Origin of the sequence: Pontibacillus yanchengensis Y32, assembly GCF_000770635.1 — a bacterium.
Classification (GTDB): Bacteria; Bacillota; Bacilli; order Bacillales; family BH030062; genus Pontibacillus; species Pontibacillus yanchengensis.
Genome location: NZ_AVBF01000082.1, coordinates 1 through 15,034, shown reverse-complemented (window position 1 = coordinate 15,034; position 15,034 = coordinate 1). Strand labels below are relative to the sequence as shown.

The following is a 15,034-nucleotide window of genomic DNA, read 5'->3' as shown; positions in this document are numbered from 1 at the left end:
CACCAGCTGCTAAAAATATCTCGACTTCAAGTCTTCAAGATAATGGGGCGATCATGGAATATCAAGAGAAAGCCAAATAATAAAAAAGACAACCCACTAAAGGTTGTCTTTTATTCTGTAGTATATATTTAAACGAACCTATTATCTTGCTACTTGTTCTAAGTTTCCGTTTTTCTCCATGCGGAATGCTGCTTTGGATTGGTCGTCTTCATCAAAGACTACCATTTTACGTGCACGATCCATAATATTGATTAGTACTTTATAATCTTCTTGAACCGTTTGGTATTGTTTCTCCATATGTGAAAGTTGTTTTTCTAGCTTTTCATTTTCGGTACGTAGCGTTTCATTCTCTTGTTCTAGCTTTGCTACTTTAGATTGAGATTGATGAGACGCATTATAGTGAGATTTTAGTTCCCTCATGTGTTGAATGACTTGATCAAAGGATACAGTAGCTGCTGGTTGCTTTGGCTGTTCGATAGTTGGTTGCTTTACAGGCTCTTGAACTGCAACTGTTTCATGTTTAGTTGACCCGTCCCATTCAAAATCATCTTCATCCTCGTTAGAGAAGACCATTGCTGGTTGAAGGGAAGTTCTCTCCGTTTGTTGTTGATTTGCTAGAGCACGTTTCTTTTCTTTTCGCTGACGTTTTGCAATTTCAATAGCTTGAATATATTTTGTACGAACCTCTGCATTCCATCTGAATCCACATGCTGCTGAAGTGCGATTCAAATGATCTCCAACCTCATCAAAGGCCTTTAATTGAGTACTACCTTCTCTTATGTGGCGAAGTACAGTCTCGGCTAGTAATAAATCATCCTCGTGTGACCATGCATCTTGTCTTACTTTTACCATAGTATTTTCCATCTCCTTTTCTCCTTTTCCAGGATGTTTATAAGGACGAAACTTCCTAATAAACACTCCCTATTAACCTTTTCATTTTTATAAAACTAGTTTGTTATATTTGGTTCTATTGTTAACGGAAAAAAGAAAAATATACCTATGGTAATGAGAAAAACACTATTTTCTTCTATTTTCTATACTTTCATATACTTGACTTAGTCCTTTTTCAAATTTTCCTGTCTTTTTGGGTGAATAATAGATGGCATCTTTAATAGAATCAGGTAAATATTGTTGATTCACCCAACCATTCTCATAGTTGTGAGGGTATTTATATTCCACACCTCTTCCTAATTTCTCTGCACCCTTATAGTGAGCATCTTTTAAATGTTTAGGTACATCTCCACTTTTCCCATTACGAATATCATGTAATGCAGCGTCCAATGCTTTGTAGGCAGAGTTTGATTTAGGGGAAAGGGCTAATTCTACAATGGCGTTGGATAATGGAATGCGAGCTTCTGGAAAGCCTAAACGTTCAGCTGCTTCAACAGCTGCTATCGCTCTTGGTCCTGCTTGAGGATTTGCAAGACCGATATCTTCATAGGCAACTACAATCATTCTTCTGGCAATACTGTCTAAGTCACCAGCTTCAATCAATCTACCTAAATAATGAAGAGAAGCATGAACATCACTTCCACGAATTGATTTTTGGAAAGCTGATAGAACATCATAATGTGCATCTCCATCTTTATCATGTGAGAAACTTTTCTTTTGCATGCATTGTTCAGCAGTATCTAAATCAATCACTACTGTGTTCTCTTCATTAACAGGAGTTGAAAACACCGCAAGTTCAAGACCATTAAGGGCTGCACGTAAGTCTCCGTTTGCTGAATGAGCAAAATGGTCAATTGCTTCATCTGAAATATCAATAGTATACGAGCCTAATCCATTTACTTCATCATTCATGGACCGATATAATGATTCTTTTACTTCATCTATCCCAAGTCGCTCAACTTCGAATAAATGACATCTGCTTCGAATGGCAGGGTTGATAGAGTGGTATGGGTTACTAGTTGTACAACCAATTAGAGTGATTAAATTACTTTCAATATGAGGTAGCAAAAAGTCTTGTTTGCCTTTGTCTAATCGATGCACTTCATCTAAAATAAGAACAAGTTGTCCAGACATTTTTGCCTCTTCTACGGCAATTTCCATGTCCCTTTTCTTATCCACTACGGCATTTAATGTTTTTACGCGAAGGTTTAAGGTCTTAGCAATGGCCATCGCCAATGAAGTCTTTCCTGTTCCTGGAGGTCCAAATAGAATCATAGAAGCAAGACGATCTGCTTCTACCATGCGTCGAATCATTTTACCTTCCCCAACAAGATGTTCTTGACCAATAATGTCGTTAATGTGTGTTGGGCGCATGCGAAATGCTAGAGGTTGTTGGTTCATGTAAGCTCGCTCCTTTATGGAATATGTAATGATAATGGGATTTTTAGTTATGTAATACTTAGTTCCAGCGCCTATCTTCTGTAGGGAACCCATCACTATTTACAGGGCTGATTCCTTTACTTTTTATAAAAAGCAATTTATAGTTTTAGTTTGATTATTGAATGATTTATATTTTATTTTAGCCTATAGATGTAGCAGATAAAATGCAAGAATCATGCAATTCGTGCTATAATAGCAATGTTTGCATACTTTACGTATTTTTATCGCAGAAAGGAGTATGCGATATGGGACAATCTAAGAATTCACAAGCTCAGATCATTCGAAAACAATCGTCCTTCAGAGAATTGATGATTCGTTGGTCTTTTTTTGTTATTGGGTTAATTATTTTAGCATTTGGAATTTCGTTAACTATACAAGCAGAAATGCTCGGTATCGGCCCCTGGGATGTTTTCCATGTGGGGTTAAATAAACAGTTTGGATTAACCGTTGGCACTTGGTCTATAATAGCTGGTATTGTCGTTGTTGGCTTTACTTCAGCTGTGACAAAGTCCTTTCCACAAATCGGTACTATTTTAAACATGTTATTAATTGGCGTTTTTATTGATGTATTTTTATTTATATTACCAGACCCTCAAGCAGTCTGGACGAATATTGTTGTGTTTGTCCTTGGCGTTGTTGTACTTGCATATGGAATTGGAATTTACGTTGCTCCTGAGTTAGGAGCTGGACCAAGAGATGGGCTGATGTTGGTTATTCGTGACTTAACTGGCCTTAGTGTTCAATGGGTCCGAAATGGTATAGAAATTATTGTCTTTCTACTAGGTTGGATGTTAGGTGGACCTGTAGGAGTCGGTACAATATTTATTGCATTCTTTTTAGGTACTATCGTAGGCTATTCATTGCCTCAATCGAAAAAACTGTTAGATTACTGTATTCAGAGAGGTGAACGAGATGAAAATCTCAACAAAAGGTCGTTACGGTCTAACCATCATGATCGCTCTAGCCAAAAAATACGGTGATGGACCAATATCTTTAAAATCAATTGCTCGCGAACATCAATTATCAGAGCATTATTTAGAACAACTGATTGCACCGTTACGAAATGCTGGATTAGTTAGAAGTGTTCGTGGTGCTTATGGTGGTTACATGCTAACTCGTAATCCAAATCAAATTACTTCTGGGGATGTTATAAGAGTATTAGAAGGTCCAATTAGTCCTGTAGAAGGTATAGAAGATGAAGAACCAGCTAAACAAGCTTTATGGATGAGAATTCGTGATGCAGTTAAAGAAGTGCTTGATACAACCACATTATATGATTTAGCTCAACATGATGATTCTGAAGACCAAGAAGCGTATATGTTCTATATTTAAACAAAAGAGAAGGGAGGCGTATTCATGAACCCGATTTATTTCGATCACGCAGCTACTGCACCAATAAGCAATGAAGTGGTAGAAGCTATGGTACCTGTCATGCAAGACGTATATGGTAATCCATCTAGTGTCCATTCATTTGGTAGAAAAGCACGTAAAATATTAGATGATGCACGTAACGTACTTGCCACAAGTATAGGAGCTCAAGAGAAAGACATCATCTTTACAAGCGGTGGCACAGAAGCGGATAATTTAGCGGTAATGGGCGCTGCTAAAGGCAATCAGCATTTAGGTAAGCATATTATTACCACAGCTATTGAACACCATGCTGTTCTTCACCCAGCTGAACAGTTAGAGGTAGAAGGTTTTGAAGTTACGTATTTACCTGTAAATGAAGCTGGATTGATATCCATTGATGATTTGAAGGCTGAACTACGTGAAGATACGATCTTAGTATCTGTGATGTATGTGAATAATGAAACAGGAAGTATTCAGCCAATTGCGGAGATCGGCGCAACCTTAGCAGAGCATCAAGCGTTGTTCCATACGGATGCCGTCCAGGCTTATGGAGCACTTCCTCTTCAAGTGGATGCATTAAACGTTGATTTATTAACGCTATCTGCACACAAGATTAATGGACCAAAAGGGATTGGAGCGTTGTATGCTAAAGACGGCGTAAGCTTGCATCCACAACAACACGGTGGTGAACAAGAGCGAAAACGCAGACCTGGTACAGAAAATACAGCAGCTGCTCATGGTTTTGCGAAAGCTGTAGAATTGATGAAAGAAAATCAAAAAGAACGTCTACAAACGCATAAGCGGTATAAAAAGCTGTTTCTTGATACACTGAAAGAAGAGGAAATTGATTTTGCTATTAACGGTGGGAGAATTAATGTGCCTACCATAGTTAATCTTCATTTTCCTGGATTGAATGTAGAGACGCTGCTTACTAATTTTGATTTAGATGGAATTGCTGCCTCTAGTGGCTCAGCATGTACAGCAGGGTCTGTTGAACCTTCTCATGTGTTACGTGCTATGTTCGGTGAAGGGGATGAACGAATTACCAGTTCCGTCCGTTTTAGTTTCGGGCTTGCTAATACAGAAGAAAATGTGCAAGAAGGCGCACGCAAAGTAGCAAAAGTCATTAGACGATTAACAAAGACATCTTAAGGTGGTGACAACAATGAAAGACCCAAAAGATACCCGTGTTGTAGTTGGGATGTCAGGCGGCGTTGATTCATCTGTTGCAGCATTGTTATTAAAAGAACAAGGCTATGATGTTGTCGGTATTTTCATGAAAAATTGGGACGACACAGATGAAAATGGCGTCTGCACCGCTACAGAAGATTATGAAGATGTAATCCGCGTATGTAATCAATTAGATATTCCGTATTATGCGGTGAATTTTGAGAAGCAGTATTGGGATAAGGTATTTACCTATTTCCTAAATGAATATAAAGCTGGGCGTACTCCAAACCCTGATGTAATGTGTAATAAAGAAATTAAGTTTAAAGCATTTTTAGATCATGCCATGTCTCTTGGTGCAGATTATTTAGCTACAGGACATTATGCTCAAGTCCGTAAAAATGGTGATCGCTATGAAATGTTAAGAGGTAAGGACAACAATAAAGACCAAACCTATTTCTTGAATCAGTTGTCCCAAGATGTTCTTTCTAAGGTTATGTTCCCGCTAGGTCATTTAGATAAAAGCGAAGTAAGAGATGTAGCGAAAGAACATGATCTAGCTACGGCAACAAAGAAAGACTCAACAGGTATCTGTTTTATTGGAGAAAGAAACTTCAAGGAATTCCTTAGTCAATATCTTCCTGCACAACCTGGAAACATGGAAACAATGGAAGGCGAAGTGAAAGGGAAGCATGATGGACTAATGTATTATACATTGGGGCAAAGACAAGGTCTAGGTATTGGTGGTCCAGGCGAGCCTTGGTTTGTCGTTGGTAAGAATGTTGAAGATAACATTTTATATGTTGGACAAGGTTATCATAACGACTTGCTATATTCAGATGGTTTAGAAGCATCTGAAATAAACTGGGCTCTTGGAGAGGCACCAACAGAAGCATTTACTTGTACGGCGAAGTTCCGTTATCGTCAAGAAGATACTCCTGTCACAGTTACTCCAGTTGATGAAACGCATGCAAAGGTAGAGTTCCATGAACCGCAACGTGCTGTTACTCCTGGTCAGGCTGTTGTACTTTACGATAATGAAGTTTGTCTTGGTGGAGGCACGATTGATGAAATCGTGAAAAATAATGAGTATATCTCTTATGTAGGTTAATATCCCTGACTCTATTGAGTTAGGGATTTCTTTGCATATGACTCAGGCGAACTAGAACCAACACCTCATGGTAATAGATGGTATAATTTTGTTAGAAATAAACGGGAGGAAACGAATATGGATCATCTCAATCAAGGAATACAATACATGCAGGAACAAAAATACGAAGAAGCAGCTCAAAGCTTTACAAAAGCAATTGATGAGAATCCTAATGAACCATTGGGGTATATCAATTTTGGTAATCTCCTTCTTCATATGAATGACCCTGAGCGAGCAGAACGCTTTTTCGAAAAGGCTATAGAAGTAGATCAGGATGCAGCCACAGCTTATTATGGGTTAGGTAATGTATATTATGAACAAGAGCAATATGAAAAAGCTCAAAAACCATTCCAACAAGCAATCCAAAAAGGTCTAGAAGAAAGTGATGCCTATTACATGCTAGGGCTAACGCTTCTATATCAAGAACAATTTAAGTTAGCGATGCCGTATTTATTACGTGCTACAGAATTATCCCCAGAGGATGCCGAGATACATTTTCAATATGGGATGTGTTTAGCTCAGGTAGATTTAATTGATGATGCCATCGGTACATTTCATAAGGTGATTCAACTAAATGATGAACATAGTGATGCTCATTATAACCTAGGGGTAGCATTACTGTATAAAGAGGACCCTCATCAAGCCATGCAGCATTTTGAGAAAGCACTAGAAATTCAACCTGATCACATGTTAGCTTCTCACGCAAAAGCAAAAGTGGAAGAAGCTCTAAGCCAAGATTCAGAGGAATAAAAGGAGTACATCGCAATGGAAAAGCAAATGGAAGAACAATTCATAGCCGAAAAAGGATTTATTAAAGGAGAGCTCATCCGGATGATTTATCATAATGAGGATGAGCACTTTTCCATTGCCTTAATACATATTGTAGAAACGAATGAATCCATTGAAGAGAGCGAAATGGTTGTAAAAGGTCATTTTACACGTCTAGATGAAAAGGAACATTACATATTTTATGGCGACCTAATCCAACATCCTAAATTCGGCGAACAGTATAATGTCGAGCACTATCAAAAAGAAATCCCTACCTCAAAGGAAGGGGTCGTACTCTATTTATCAAGCGATTTATTTTATGGGATTGGAAAAAGGACTGCAGAAAGAATTGTAGGGGTTCTTGGTGAACAAGCAATTTCAAAGATTCTTCAGGATCCTTCCGTATTACAGGAGGTCCCATATTTAAAGCAAGAAAAAGCAGATCAACTAGTAGCAGATCTTAAAGAGCATCAAGGCTTTGAGCATATTGTTATTTCGCTTTCTGAATATGGGTTCGGTTTACAAATGGCACAAAAAATATATGAAACGTATCAAGATCGTGCTTTAGAAATCTTACAAGAAAACCCTTATCAATTTGTCTTTGATATAAATGGATTTGGTTTCAAGCGTGCTGATGAGGTTGCAGCAAAGCATAATATTGCCTATGATCACCCTACACGAATACAGGCAGCGTGCCTATATACACTAAACGAATGGTCCCAGCAAGGGCATGTGTTTGCACCATACGATGTATTAGTTGAAGAAGTCCAACGCGTTTTAAATAATGAAATTTCTACCGTTACAGCTGAAGTTATTTCCCGAGAAATCAATCAGCTTGCAGAGGAAGAAAAATTAATTCAGGAGGAAGGGAATATTTATTTACCCTCCCTTTACTATGCTGAATCAGGTTTTGCTGAGCAATTGCATCGCTTATTAATGGGAGAAATAGAAGACGAGTATTCCCAGGCAGAGCTTATGAAGATTGTTGGAGAAATAGAAGATGAGGAAGAGATAAGCTATGGTAAAGAACAATTCGACGCAATTGAAAAAGCTCTTCATTCCAATTTAATGATTCTAACAGGGGGACCTGGTACTGGAAAGACTACGGTTATAAAAGGAATTGTAACGGCCTATGCAAAATTAAATCGTAAATCATTAAAGCCTGCTGATTATGATTCTGAAGAACCTTTCCCGTTTTTATTAACAGCTCCGACTGGACGTGCAGCCAAACGGATGAATGAATCGACTGGAATACCAGCGGTTACCATTCATCGGTTATTAGGATGGAACGGTGGAGAAACCTTTGAGCGAGACCAGGATCATCAATTAGATGGAAAAATCCTTATTATCGATGAATTTTCCATGGTTGATATTTGGTTAGCCAATCAGCTATTTAGGGCTATTCCATCTGATATGCAAGTGTTACTCGTTGGTGATGAAGATCAGTTACCTTCTGTAGGTCCTGGTCAAGTTCTTTCTGACCTTCTTACAACAAACTTAATTCCTGCAACACAGCTTAAAGAAGTATATCGTCAAAAAGAAGGATCCAAAATTATTCAACTAGCCCATGATATGAAGCAAGGAAAATGCGATGCTCAGTCATTGGCAAAAGCAAAAGATTTTAATTTTATATCTTGTGTAGAGCATCAAGTACTTCATGTAATACAAACTGTGTATGAGAAAGCGATGGAAAAAGGCCATAGGTTAAAAGATATCCAAATTTTAGCATCTATGTACCGATCGAAAATTGGTATCCATCGTCTTAATCAAGAAATTCAGCAGTTAGCGAATCCTGCTAGTCGACAGAAACGAGAAATGAAAACAAAAGAAGTGATTTATCGAACAGGAGACAAAGTGATTCAGCTTGTCAATCAACCTGAATCAGGTGTTTATAACGGTGATATAGGTGAAATCGCCGCTATCTTTAAGGAAGATGAGACAAAAGAGCAAAAGGAAAAACTTGTTGTATCGTTTGAGGGTAAGGAAGTAGAATATCTGCGTAAAGATTTATCGCAATTAATGCATGCGTATTGTACATCCATACATAAATCACAAGGGAGTGAATTCTCGATAGTCATTTTACCTGTGGTAAGAAGCTACTCAAGAATGTTGCGACGTAATTTGCTTTATACAGCAGTTACTCGTAGTAAAAAATCACTGATAATTTGTGGAGATGAACAAGCATTTCGACGAGGTGTGGAGACAGTTGATACCAATCGTCGATACACCTCCTTACACGAACGTCTGGACGAGTTATTTAATGAAGCATCTACTGAAGTTGTAAATGAAAACGAGGAAGAACTTTCCCCTTATGACTTTATGTGATCCGCACATACTATAGGTGTTCACCTCTTCGGTGAACCTACCATTGGGTGTCAATTTTCAACTTTGATGTATGTTTTGGCAATGATTTGGTAACAATGTCTTGCAGAAGGAACTATTCAGTAAGGAGTGCCTACTGTATGCATTGTCCAAATTGTAAACGGAAAGATATCGGAAAAATTGGAAGTAACCAATATTATTGCTGGAACTGTTTTATTGAGCTTTCTATTACCGATAGTAAAGTTCATGTTCATCAGGTAGAAGAAGATGGTTCCCTGAGCTCTCTCGATGATTTGTTTGGAGAAGAAGAACAAGCAGCCCAATGGTAAATCCATTTAGGGTGGTGAAGCGGATGAATAGAACATTCACATCTCTTGCAGCTCTTGGAGTAGGTGCCGCACTTTACTCAAGGAGAAAAAGAAGAGGTAAAAACAACAATTTCTTTTCTCAAAAATCAATGAAGCGTATGCGAAAGAGAGTAAAAAGAGCATTTCAATAATGCAAATTGGGCAGACTGCTAGTAAAGGGTCTGTCCTTTTTATACTTTTGGATGACTTTTTGATCACAGAGGTGCTGGAAGGTGGTGTACACATTGGCTGATCAACAACTGGGGAGAACCATGAAGTGGATTTATCGAAGCGTATTAACGTTATTAGTACTGTTAATTATTTTCTTGCTCATGAAGTTGTATCCTTTCTATGATGCCTTCTTACAAGTTATTTTTACACTATTGATACCATTTGTTATTTCCATGTTTCTTGCTTATTTACTTCATCCTATCGTGGAAAAGCTCCATGAACAAAATCTGCCAAGGTGGTTAGCTATTACGATTATTTACCTATTCTTCTTCGGAGGTGTAGGTTATGTCGTTTATAAAACCTATCCAGTTTTTTTGAAGCAGTTAAAAGATTTATTTCATAATATACCAAGTTTTGTGGACACGTATCGAACGTGGATATACAGTATGTATGAAAAGACATCTTTCTTACCAGAATCGGTTCATGATCGCATGGATAATATTCTGTTGAATATGGAACAAATGGGGGAAGATGTAGTAGCATCAATTGGTACAAAATTAACCGGAGTATTTGATCTAGTAATTATCATTGCTGTCATACCCGTATTAGTTTTTTATATGTTGAAGGATTTTCCTATTATGAAGAATATGTTATGGCAATTCACCCCTTCAAAGTATAGAGATGAAGGCAAGGAAGTTCTGAGAGAAATTGATAAGAGTCTAGGAGGGTACATTCGAGGCCAGTTGCTTGTTTGTTTCTTTGTGGGAATAATTTCGATTCTTCTATTATGGCTGATTGGGATGAAGTACCCACTTGTTCTTGGTGGTATCATGGGAGTTACGAATGTCATTCCTTATTTTGGTCCTGTTCTTGGAGCAATACCAGCATTGATAATCTCTTTAACCATGGGAGTAAAGATGGTCTTGTTTGTAGCATTAATCGTGTTGATTGTTCAAATTTTAGAAGGCAATTTATTATCACCCTTTATAGTAGGGAAAAGTTTACACATTCACCCCGTTCTAATCATTCTAGCTTTACTAGTAGGAGAAAAGCTAGCTGGCATTATTGGTATGATTATTGCTGTTCCGGTCCTTACTATCATTAGGGTGTTCATACATCATATTCGATTGCACCGTCACAAGGTTTGACATTTAAACAAGAGTTCTCTATAATTTTTGATACCATATACTTAGACTTGTATTAAATATAAGTGAGCTCGAAAAGACCGTCTATAGACGTTATGAAAAGAGCATCTTTATATAAAAATTCGACGATGGATCGAGTACGTGACACACTCTCCAAAATAGAGAGAAGCACCCTTGGCTGGAAGGTGCTTTGGAGGAAGAGTCATGGAAGGCTAATCCGGAGTGCGGGTTAATTTCCGCCGGGTACGCGCCGTTATAGCGATGGAAGACAGTGTCTTCATTGAGTGATGAATGGATTTCCATTCATAACCAGGGTGGTACCGCGAAAGTTAACTCTCGTCCCTGCAGTATATTGCAGGCCGGGAGTTTTTTTATGGTCAAATTTTTATAGTACTTCTCATATCTAAAGAATTTAACAAACCTATCCAAGGAGGAAAATATAATGAAAACATTAACGTCTGCTCAAGTTCGCCAAATGTTCTTGGATTTTTTCAAGGAAAAAGGCCATAGTGTTGAACCAAGTGCATCATTAGTCCCTCATGAAGATCCTACTTTACTTTGGATTAATAGTGGTGTTGCGACGCTAAAGAAATACTTTGATGGTCGAGTGATTCCTGACAATCCGCGTATTGTAAATGCACAAAAATCGATTCGTACCAATGATATTGAGAATGTGGGAAAAACAGCGCGACATCATACCTTCTTCGAAATGCTTGGTAACTTTTCCATCGGTGATTACTTTAAAGAAAAGGCAATTGAATGGGGATGGGAATTTTTAACGAGTCCTGATTGGATTGGTTTTGAACCAGATCGATTAAGTGTAACAGTTCATCCAGAAGATGATGAGGCATATGAAATCTGGAGAGATAAAGTTGGTGTGGCTGAGGAGCGCATCATCCGACTGGAAGAGAATTTCTGGGATATTGGAGAAGGTCCTAGTGGTCCAAATACAGAGATTTTTTATGACCGCGGAGAAGAGTATGGGAACGATCCGAAAGATCCAGAGCTATATCCTGGAGGAGAGAATGAGCGCTATTTAGAAATTTGGAACTTAGTGTTTTCCCAATTCAACCATAATCCAGATGACACGTACACGCCTCTACCTAAGAAAAACATTGATACAGGCATGGGATTAGAGAGAATCGTATCGGTTATTCAGGATACTCCTACCAATTTTGAAACCGATTTGTTCAAACCAATCATTGAGCAAACAGAACAGTACACAGATGGAAAGTATGGAGATGACCCTGAAAAGGATGTAGCATATAAAGTTATTGCGGACCATATCCGTACAGTTACCTTTGCTATCGGTGATGGTGCTTTACCTTCTAATGAAGGAAGAGGATACGTTCTGCGTCGTCTTCTAAGAAGAGCCGTTCGTTTTGCTAAACAAATTGGTATTCAAAAGCCATTTATGTATCATTTGGTACCATATGTGGCAGATATCATGAATGATTTCTACCCTGAAGTAAAAGAAAAACGGGACTTCATTACAAATGTGATCAAAACAGAGGAAGACCGCTTCCACGAGACACTGAATGATGGACTTTCCAGATTAACAGACATCATTAAACAAGAAACAGCTAAAGGAAAAAATGTTTTCCCAGGGACAGAGGTATTCCGTTTGTATGACACATACGGATTTCCAAAAGAACTGACAGAAGAATATGTTCACGATGCAGGTTTCACATTAGATGAAGAAGGCTTTCAACAAGAAATGGAACGTCAGCGTGAGCGTGCTCGTAATGCTAGGCAAAAAGTGGACTCAATGAGTGTTCAAGAAGGTGTACTAGGTGAAGTAACTGTAGAAAGTGATTTCGTTGGATACAATGAGACAGAAACATATACAACTATTACAGAACTTGTGAAACAGAAGGATTTCACTTCAGAAGCTCATGAAGGGGAAGAGGTTTATCTTTTCCTAGAACAAACACCTTTCTATGCCGAAAGCGGTGGACAAATTGCAGACAAAGGTTGGATCCAAACGGAAGAAGCAACGTTGGCTGTTCAAGATGTACAAACAGCCCCTAATGGGCAGCATCTACACCATGCTATTGTTCAAGAAGGAACGATTCGAAAAGGGGACCAGGTGAAGGCGAGCGTAGAGCATTCTTCTCGTTCCCACACCGTGAAAAACCATACAGCTACTCATCTACTACATCAAGCTCTTAAAGATGTACTAGGTGACCATGTAAACCAGGCAGGTTCATTGGTTTCTCCAGATCGTTTACGTTTTGACTTCTCCCACTTTGGTTCTGTAACAACAGAAGAACTGGAACAAATTGAAACAATCGTAAACGAAAAAGTATGGGAGTCCATCCCGGTAGCGATAGATTACCATTCTTTGGATGAAGCAAAAGAGATGGGAGCTATGGCTCTATTTGGTGAAAAATATGGAGACACTGTACGTGTCGTAAAAATGAACGATTATTCCGTTGAACTTTGCGGCGGCTGCCACGTAATGAACACAGCTGAAGTAGGATTGTTTAAAATAGTATCAGAATCTGGTATCGGTGCTGGTACACGTCGTATTGAAGCTGTTACAGGTAAAGGTGCATATCAGTTCATGAACGGAAAGCAACAAATTCTTCATCAGGCTGCCGATTTATTAAAGACAAAGCCAGAAAACGTACCTGAACGTATTGAAGGATTGTATCAAGAAATGAAAGACATCCAACGTGCGAAAGATTCTTATGCTGCAAAACTTGCCAATATGGAAGCTTCGTCTATTCTTGATCAATTTGAAGAAGTAGAAGGGGTACACCTGCTAGCGAAACAAGTCGATGTTTCTGATATGAATGCATTGCGTAATATGGTAGATGATGTGAAGCAAAAAATGACATCTGGTATTATTATTCTTGCAGCCGTAAATGATGGTAAAGTACAACTTGCAGCCGGTGTCTCAAAAGATTTAATTGACCAGGGCTATCATGCAGGGAATTTAATTAAAGAAGTTGCAACACGCTGTGGCGGCGGCGGCGGTGGTCGTCCAGACATGGCACAAGCAGGTGGGAAAAACCCTGAACAAGTAGAAGAAGCACTTTCCTATGCAAAAACATATGTTGAATCTGTGTCTTCGAGCCAATAATTCGTTATAATGGAATAAATACGTATACATTGTCAATTTCATGCATACATGGAGGAGATAAGTGGGTACATCTATTAAAGAGGTGATTCGATGAGTTCCATGGACAAGACTATGAAATTTAATTTCGCAGAAGAACCATTTGATGATAACGTTAAAGAGGTTTTACTTTCTGTTCATGAAGCGTTAAAAGAAAAAGGATATAACCCTATAAATCAAATTGTAGGATATCTTTTATCAGGGGATCCAGCTTATATCCCACGTCATCAAGATGCACGAAATATGATTCGAAAAATAGAACGTGATGAGCTAATCGAGGAATTAGTTAAATTCTATCTAGAACAACAACAGCAACAAGAGGAGTAACATGAAGATAATCGGGCTAGATGTAGGAGAAAAAACGATAGGCGTCGCAGTAAGTGATGCATTCGGTTGGACTGCCCAAGGCATTACAACACTTTATTGGGAAGAAGGCGACTATGAGAAAGCTTTCAAAGAACTAGATCCATACATGAAATACCATGAAGTGGAAAAGCTAGTTGTTGGACTCCCAAAAAACATGAATGGTACGATAGGCGAACGTGGCGAAGCTTGTCAGGAGTTCGCAGAGAAACTTAGAGAACACTACAACCTCCCTGTAGATTTATGGGATGAGAGGTTAACGACGATGGCTGCGGAGCGAGTGTTATTAGACGCAGATATGAGTCGTGGAAAACGAAAAAAAGTAATTGATAAAATGGCAGCTGTCATTATATTGCAGGGCTATTTAGATTCGAAAGGATAGGTGAAACCATGGCACTAGAAGAAAAAGAGCGCATTATTATCCCAGATGAGAATGGGGAAGAACATTTATTTGAAGTCTTGTTTAAATTCGATGTAGATCAAACAGGTCATTCTTACATCGCAGTTGTTCCAGTAGAGCAACAAGAGACAGAGGAAGTAGAAGTCTTTGCATTCCGTTATGAAGAAAAAGATGACGATGAAGACGATTTAGCCCTTTATCAAATTGAAACGGATGAAGAATGGGAAATGGTTGAGGAAGTATTAAATACTTTCACAGAAGATGACGAATAACTGACAAAAAAAAGCCTGCCGCTGGTAGGCTTTTTTTTATATCGTTATTACACAATAGCCCCATTATGTTGAAGGCTTGGATTCGAGATATTCTGAAAAGTATTGGGTCCGATACTTAAATAGT

Annotated in this window: 15 protein-coding genes and 1 other annotated feature; of the genes, 13 read left to right on the top strand and 2 right to left on the bottom strand. The window is 38.5% G+C overall.

Annotated elements, in window-relative coordinates; all coding sequences use genetic code 11:
• Nucleotides 1-141: 141 nt before the first annotated feature.
• A complete protein-coding gene (locus N782_RS18525) occupies nucleotides 142-852 on the bottom strand; it encodes an RsfA family transcriptional regulator (RefSeq protein ID WP_036823814.1) in 711 nt (236 codons plus the stop codon).
• 165 nt (nucleotides 853-1,017) lie between these two features.
• Entirely contained in the window at nucleotides 1,018-2,292 is a 1,275-nt protein-coding gene (locus tag N782_RS18520) for a replication-associated recombination protein A (RefSeq protein ID WP_036823807.1), read from the bottom strand.
• 284 nt (nucleotides 2,293-2,576) lie between these two features.
• On the opposite strand from N782_RS18520, the gene N782_RS18515 reads away from it, so the two are divergent.
• The 13 genes from N782_RS18515 (at nucleotide 2,577) to N782_RS18460 (ending at nucleotide 14,910) form a co-directional block, all read left to right on the top strand.
• Entirely contained in the window at nucleotides 2,577-3,311 is a 735-nt protein-coding gene (locus N782_RS18515; RefSeq protein WP_052111434.1) for a YczE/YyaS/YitT family protein, read from the top strand.
• Nucleotides 3,244-3,663, top strand: coding sequence for a cysteine metabolism transcriptional regulator CymR (gene cymR, locus N782_RS18510; RefSeq protein WP_036823805.1), 420 nt, complete (start codon nucleotides 3,244-3,246; stop codon nucleotides 3,661-3,663). Before N782_RS18515 ends, cymR begins: the two co-directional genes overlap by 68 nt.
• Nucleotides 3,664-3,687: 24 nt before the next feature.
• A complete protein-coding gene (locus N782_RS18505; protein ID WP_036823803.1) occupies nucleotides 3,688-4,833 on the top strand; it encodes a cysteine desulfurase family protein in 1,146 nt (381 codons plus the stop codon).
• Nucleotides 4,834-4,846: 13 nt separating this feature from the next.
• Nucleotides 4,847-5,959, top strand: coding sequence for a tRNA 2-thiouridine(34) synthase MnmA (gene mnmA / locus N782_RS18500; RefSeq protein ID WP_036823801.1), 1,113 nt, complete (start codon nucleotides 4,847-4,849; stop codon nucleotides 5,957-5,959).
• Between the two features lie 117 nt (nucleotides 5,960-6,076).
• On the top strand, nucleotides 6,077-6,748 hold the full coding sequence (locus N782_RS18495; protein WP_036823800.1) for a tetratricopeptide repeat protein: 672 nt from the start codon (nucleotides 6,077-6,079) through the stop codon (nucleotides 6,746-6,748).
• Nucleotides 6,749-6,763: 15 nt separating this feature from the next.
• Complete coding sequence (gene recD2, locus N782_RS18490; RefSeq protein WP_052111433.1) at nucleotides 6,764-9,091, top strand: SF1B family DNA helicase RecD2; 2,328 nt, start codon at nucleotides 6,764-6,766, stop codon at nucleotides 9,089-9,091.
• Between the two features lie 137 nt (nucleotides 9,092-9,228).
• The gene (locus tag N782_RS18485; protein ID WP_036823794.1) at nucleotides 9,229-9,417 is read left to right on the top strand and encodes a hypothetical protein; all 189 of its coding nucleotides are present in this window, start codon (nucleotides 9,229-9,231) and stop codon (nucleotides 9,415-9,417) included.
• A 23-nt stretch (nucleotides 9,418-9,440) separates the two neighbouring features.
• Complete coding sequence (locus N782_RS21165; protein ID WP_084103161.1) at nucleotides 9,441-9,587, top strand: YrzQ family protein; 147 nt, start codon at nucleotides 9,441-9,443, stop codon at nucleotides 9,585-9,587.
• A 93-nt stretch (nucleotides 9,588-9,680) separates the two neighbouring features.
• Nucleotides 9,681-10,754: an AI-2E family transporter gene (locus tag N782_RS18480; RefSeq protein ID WP_237582691.1), complete on the top strand. Its 1,074-nt coding sequence runs from the start codon at nucleotides 9,681-9,683 to the stop codon at nucleotides 10,752-10,754.
• Between the two features lie 113 nt (nucleotides 10,755-10,867).
• Nucleotides 10,868-11,098, top strand: a binding site (T-box leader).
• 95 nt (nucleotides 11,099-11,193) lie between these two features.
• Nucleotides 11,194-13,839: an alanine--tRNA ligase gene (alaS, locus tag N782_RS18475; RefSeq protein WP_036823791.1), complete on the top strand. Its 2,646-nt coding sequence runs from the start codon at nucleotides 11,194-11,196 to the stop codon at nucleotides 13,837-13,839.
• A gap of 90 nt (nucleotides 13,840-13,929) precedes the next feature.
• Entirely contained in the window at nucleotides 13,930-14,202 is a 273-nt protein-coding gene (locus N782_RS18470; RefSeq protein WP_036823788.1) for an IreB family regulatory phosphoprotein, read from the top strand.
• 1 nt (nucleotide 14,203) lies between these two features.
• Nucleotides 14,204-14,620 carry a Holliday junction resolvase RuvX gene (ruvX, locus tag N782_RS18465; protein ID WP_036823785.1) on the top strand — a complete coding sequence of 139 codons (417 nt, stop codon included), beginning with the start codon at nucleotides 14,204-14,206 and terminating at the stop codon, nucleotides 14,618-14,620.
• Between the two features lie 8 nt (nucleotides 14,621-14,628).
• A complete protein-coding gene (locus N782_RS18460) occupies nucleotides 14,629-14,910 on the top strand; it encodes a DUF1292 domain-containing protein (RefSeq protein WP_036823782.1) in 282 nt (93 codons plus the stop codon).
• Nucleotides 14,911-15,034 lie beyond the last annotated feature (124 nt).

Bases quoted from the DNA above. Each gene is read 5' to 3' on its own strand.
- mnmA (WP_036823801.1), top strand. From the start codon at position 4,847: ATGAAAGACCCAAAAGATACCCGTGTTGTAGTTGGGATGTCAGGCGGC.
- N782_RS18505 (WP_036823803.1), top strand. From the start codon at position 3,688: ATGAACCCGATTTATTTCGATCACGCAGCTACTGCACCAATAAGCAAT.
- N782_RS18515 (WP_052111434.1), top strand. From the start codon at position 2,577: ATGGGACAATCTAAGAATTCACAAGCTCAGATCATTCGAAAACAATCG.
- cymR (WP_036823805.1), top strand. From the start codon at position 3,244: ATGAAAATCTCAACAAAAGGTCGTTACGGTCTAACCATCATGATCGCT.
- ruvX (WP_036823785.1), top strand. From the start codon at position 14,204: ATGAAGATAATCGGGCTAGATGTAGGAGAAAAAACGATAGGCGTCGCA.
- N782_RS18495 (WP_036823800.1), top strand. From the start codon at position 6,077: ATGGATCATCTCAATCAAGGAATACAATACATGCAGGAACAAAAATAC.
- N782_RS18520 (WP_036823807.1), bottom strand. From the start codon at position 2,292: ATGAACCAACAACCTCTAGCATTTCGCATGCGCCCAACACACATTAAC.
- N782_RS18485 (WP_036823794.1), top strand. From the start codon at position 9,229: ATGCATTGTCCAAATTGTAAACGGAAAGATATCGGAAAAATTGGAAGT.
- recD2 (WP_052111433.1), top strand. From the start codon at position 6,764: ATGGAAAAGCAAATGGAAGAACAATTCATAGCCGAAAAAGGATTTATT.
- N782_RS21165 (WP_084103161.1), top strand. From the start codon at position 9,441: ATGAATAGAACATTCACATCTCTTGCAGCTCTTGGAGTAGGTGCCGCA.
- N782_RS18460 (WP_036823782.1), top strand. From the start codon at position 14,629: ATGGCACTAGAAGAAAAAGAGCGCATTATTATCCCAGATGAGAATGGG.
- N782_RS18525 (WP_036823814.1), bottom strand. From the start codon at position 852: ATGGTAAAAGTAAGACAAGATGCATGGTCACACGAGGATGATTTATTA.
- N782_RS18470 (WP_036823788.1), top strand. From the start codon at position 13,930: ATGAGTTCCATGGACAAGACTATGAAATTTAATTTCGCAGAAGAACCA.
- alaS (WP_036823791.1), top strand. From the start codon at position 11,194: ATGAAAACATTAACGTCTGCTCAAGTTCGCCAAATGTTCTTGGATTTT.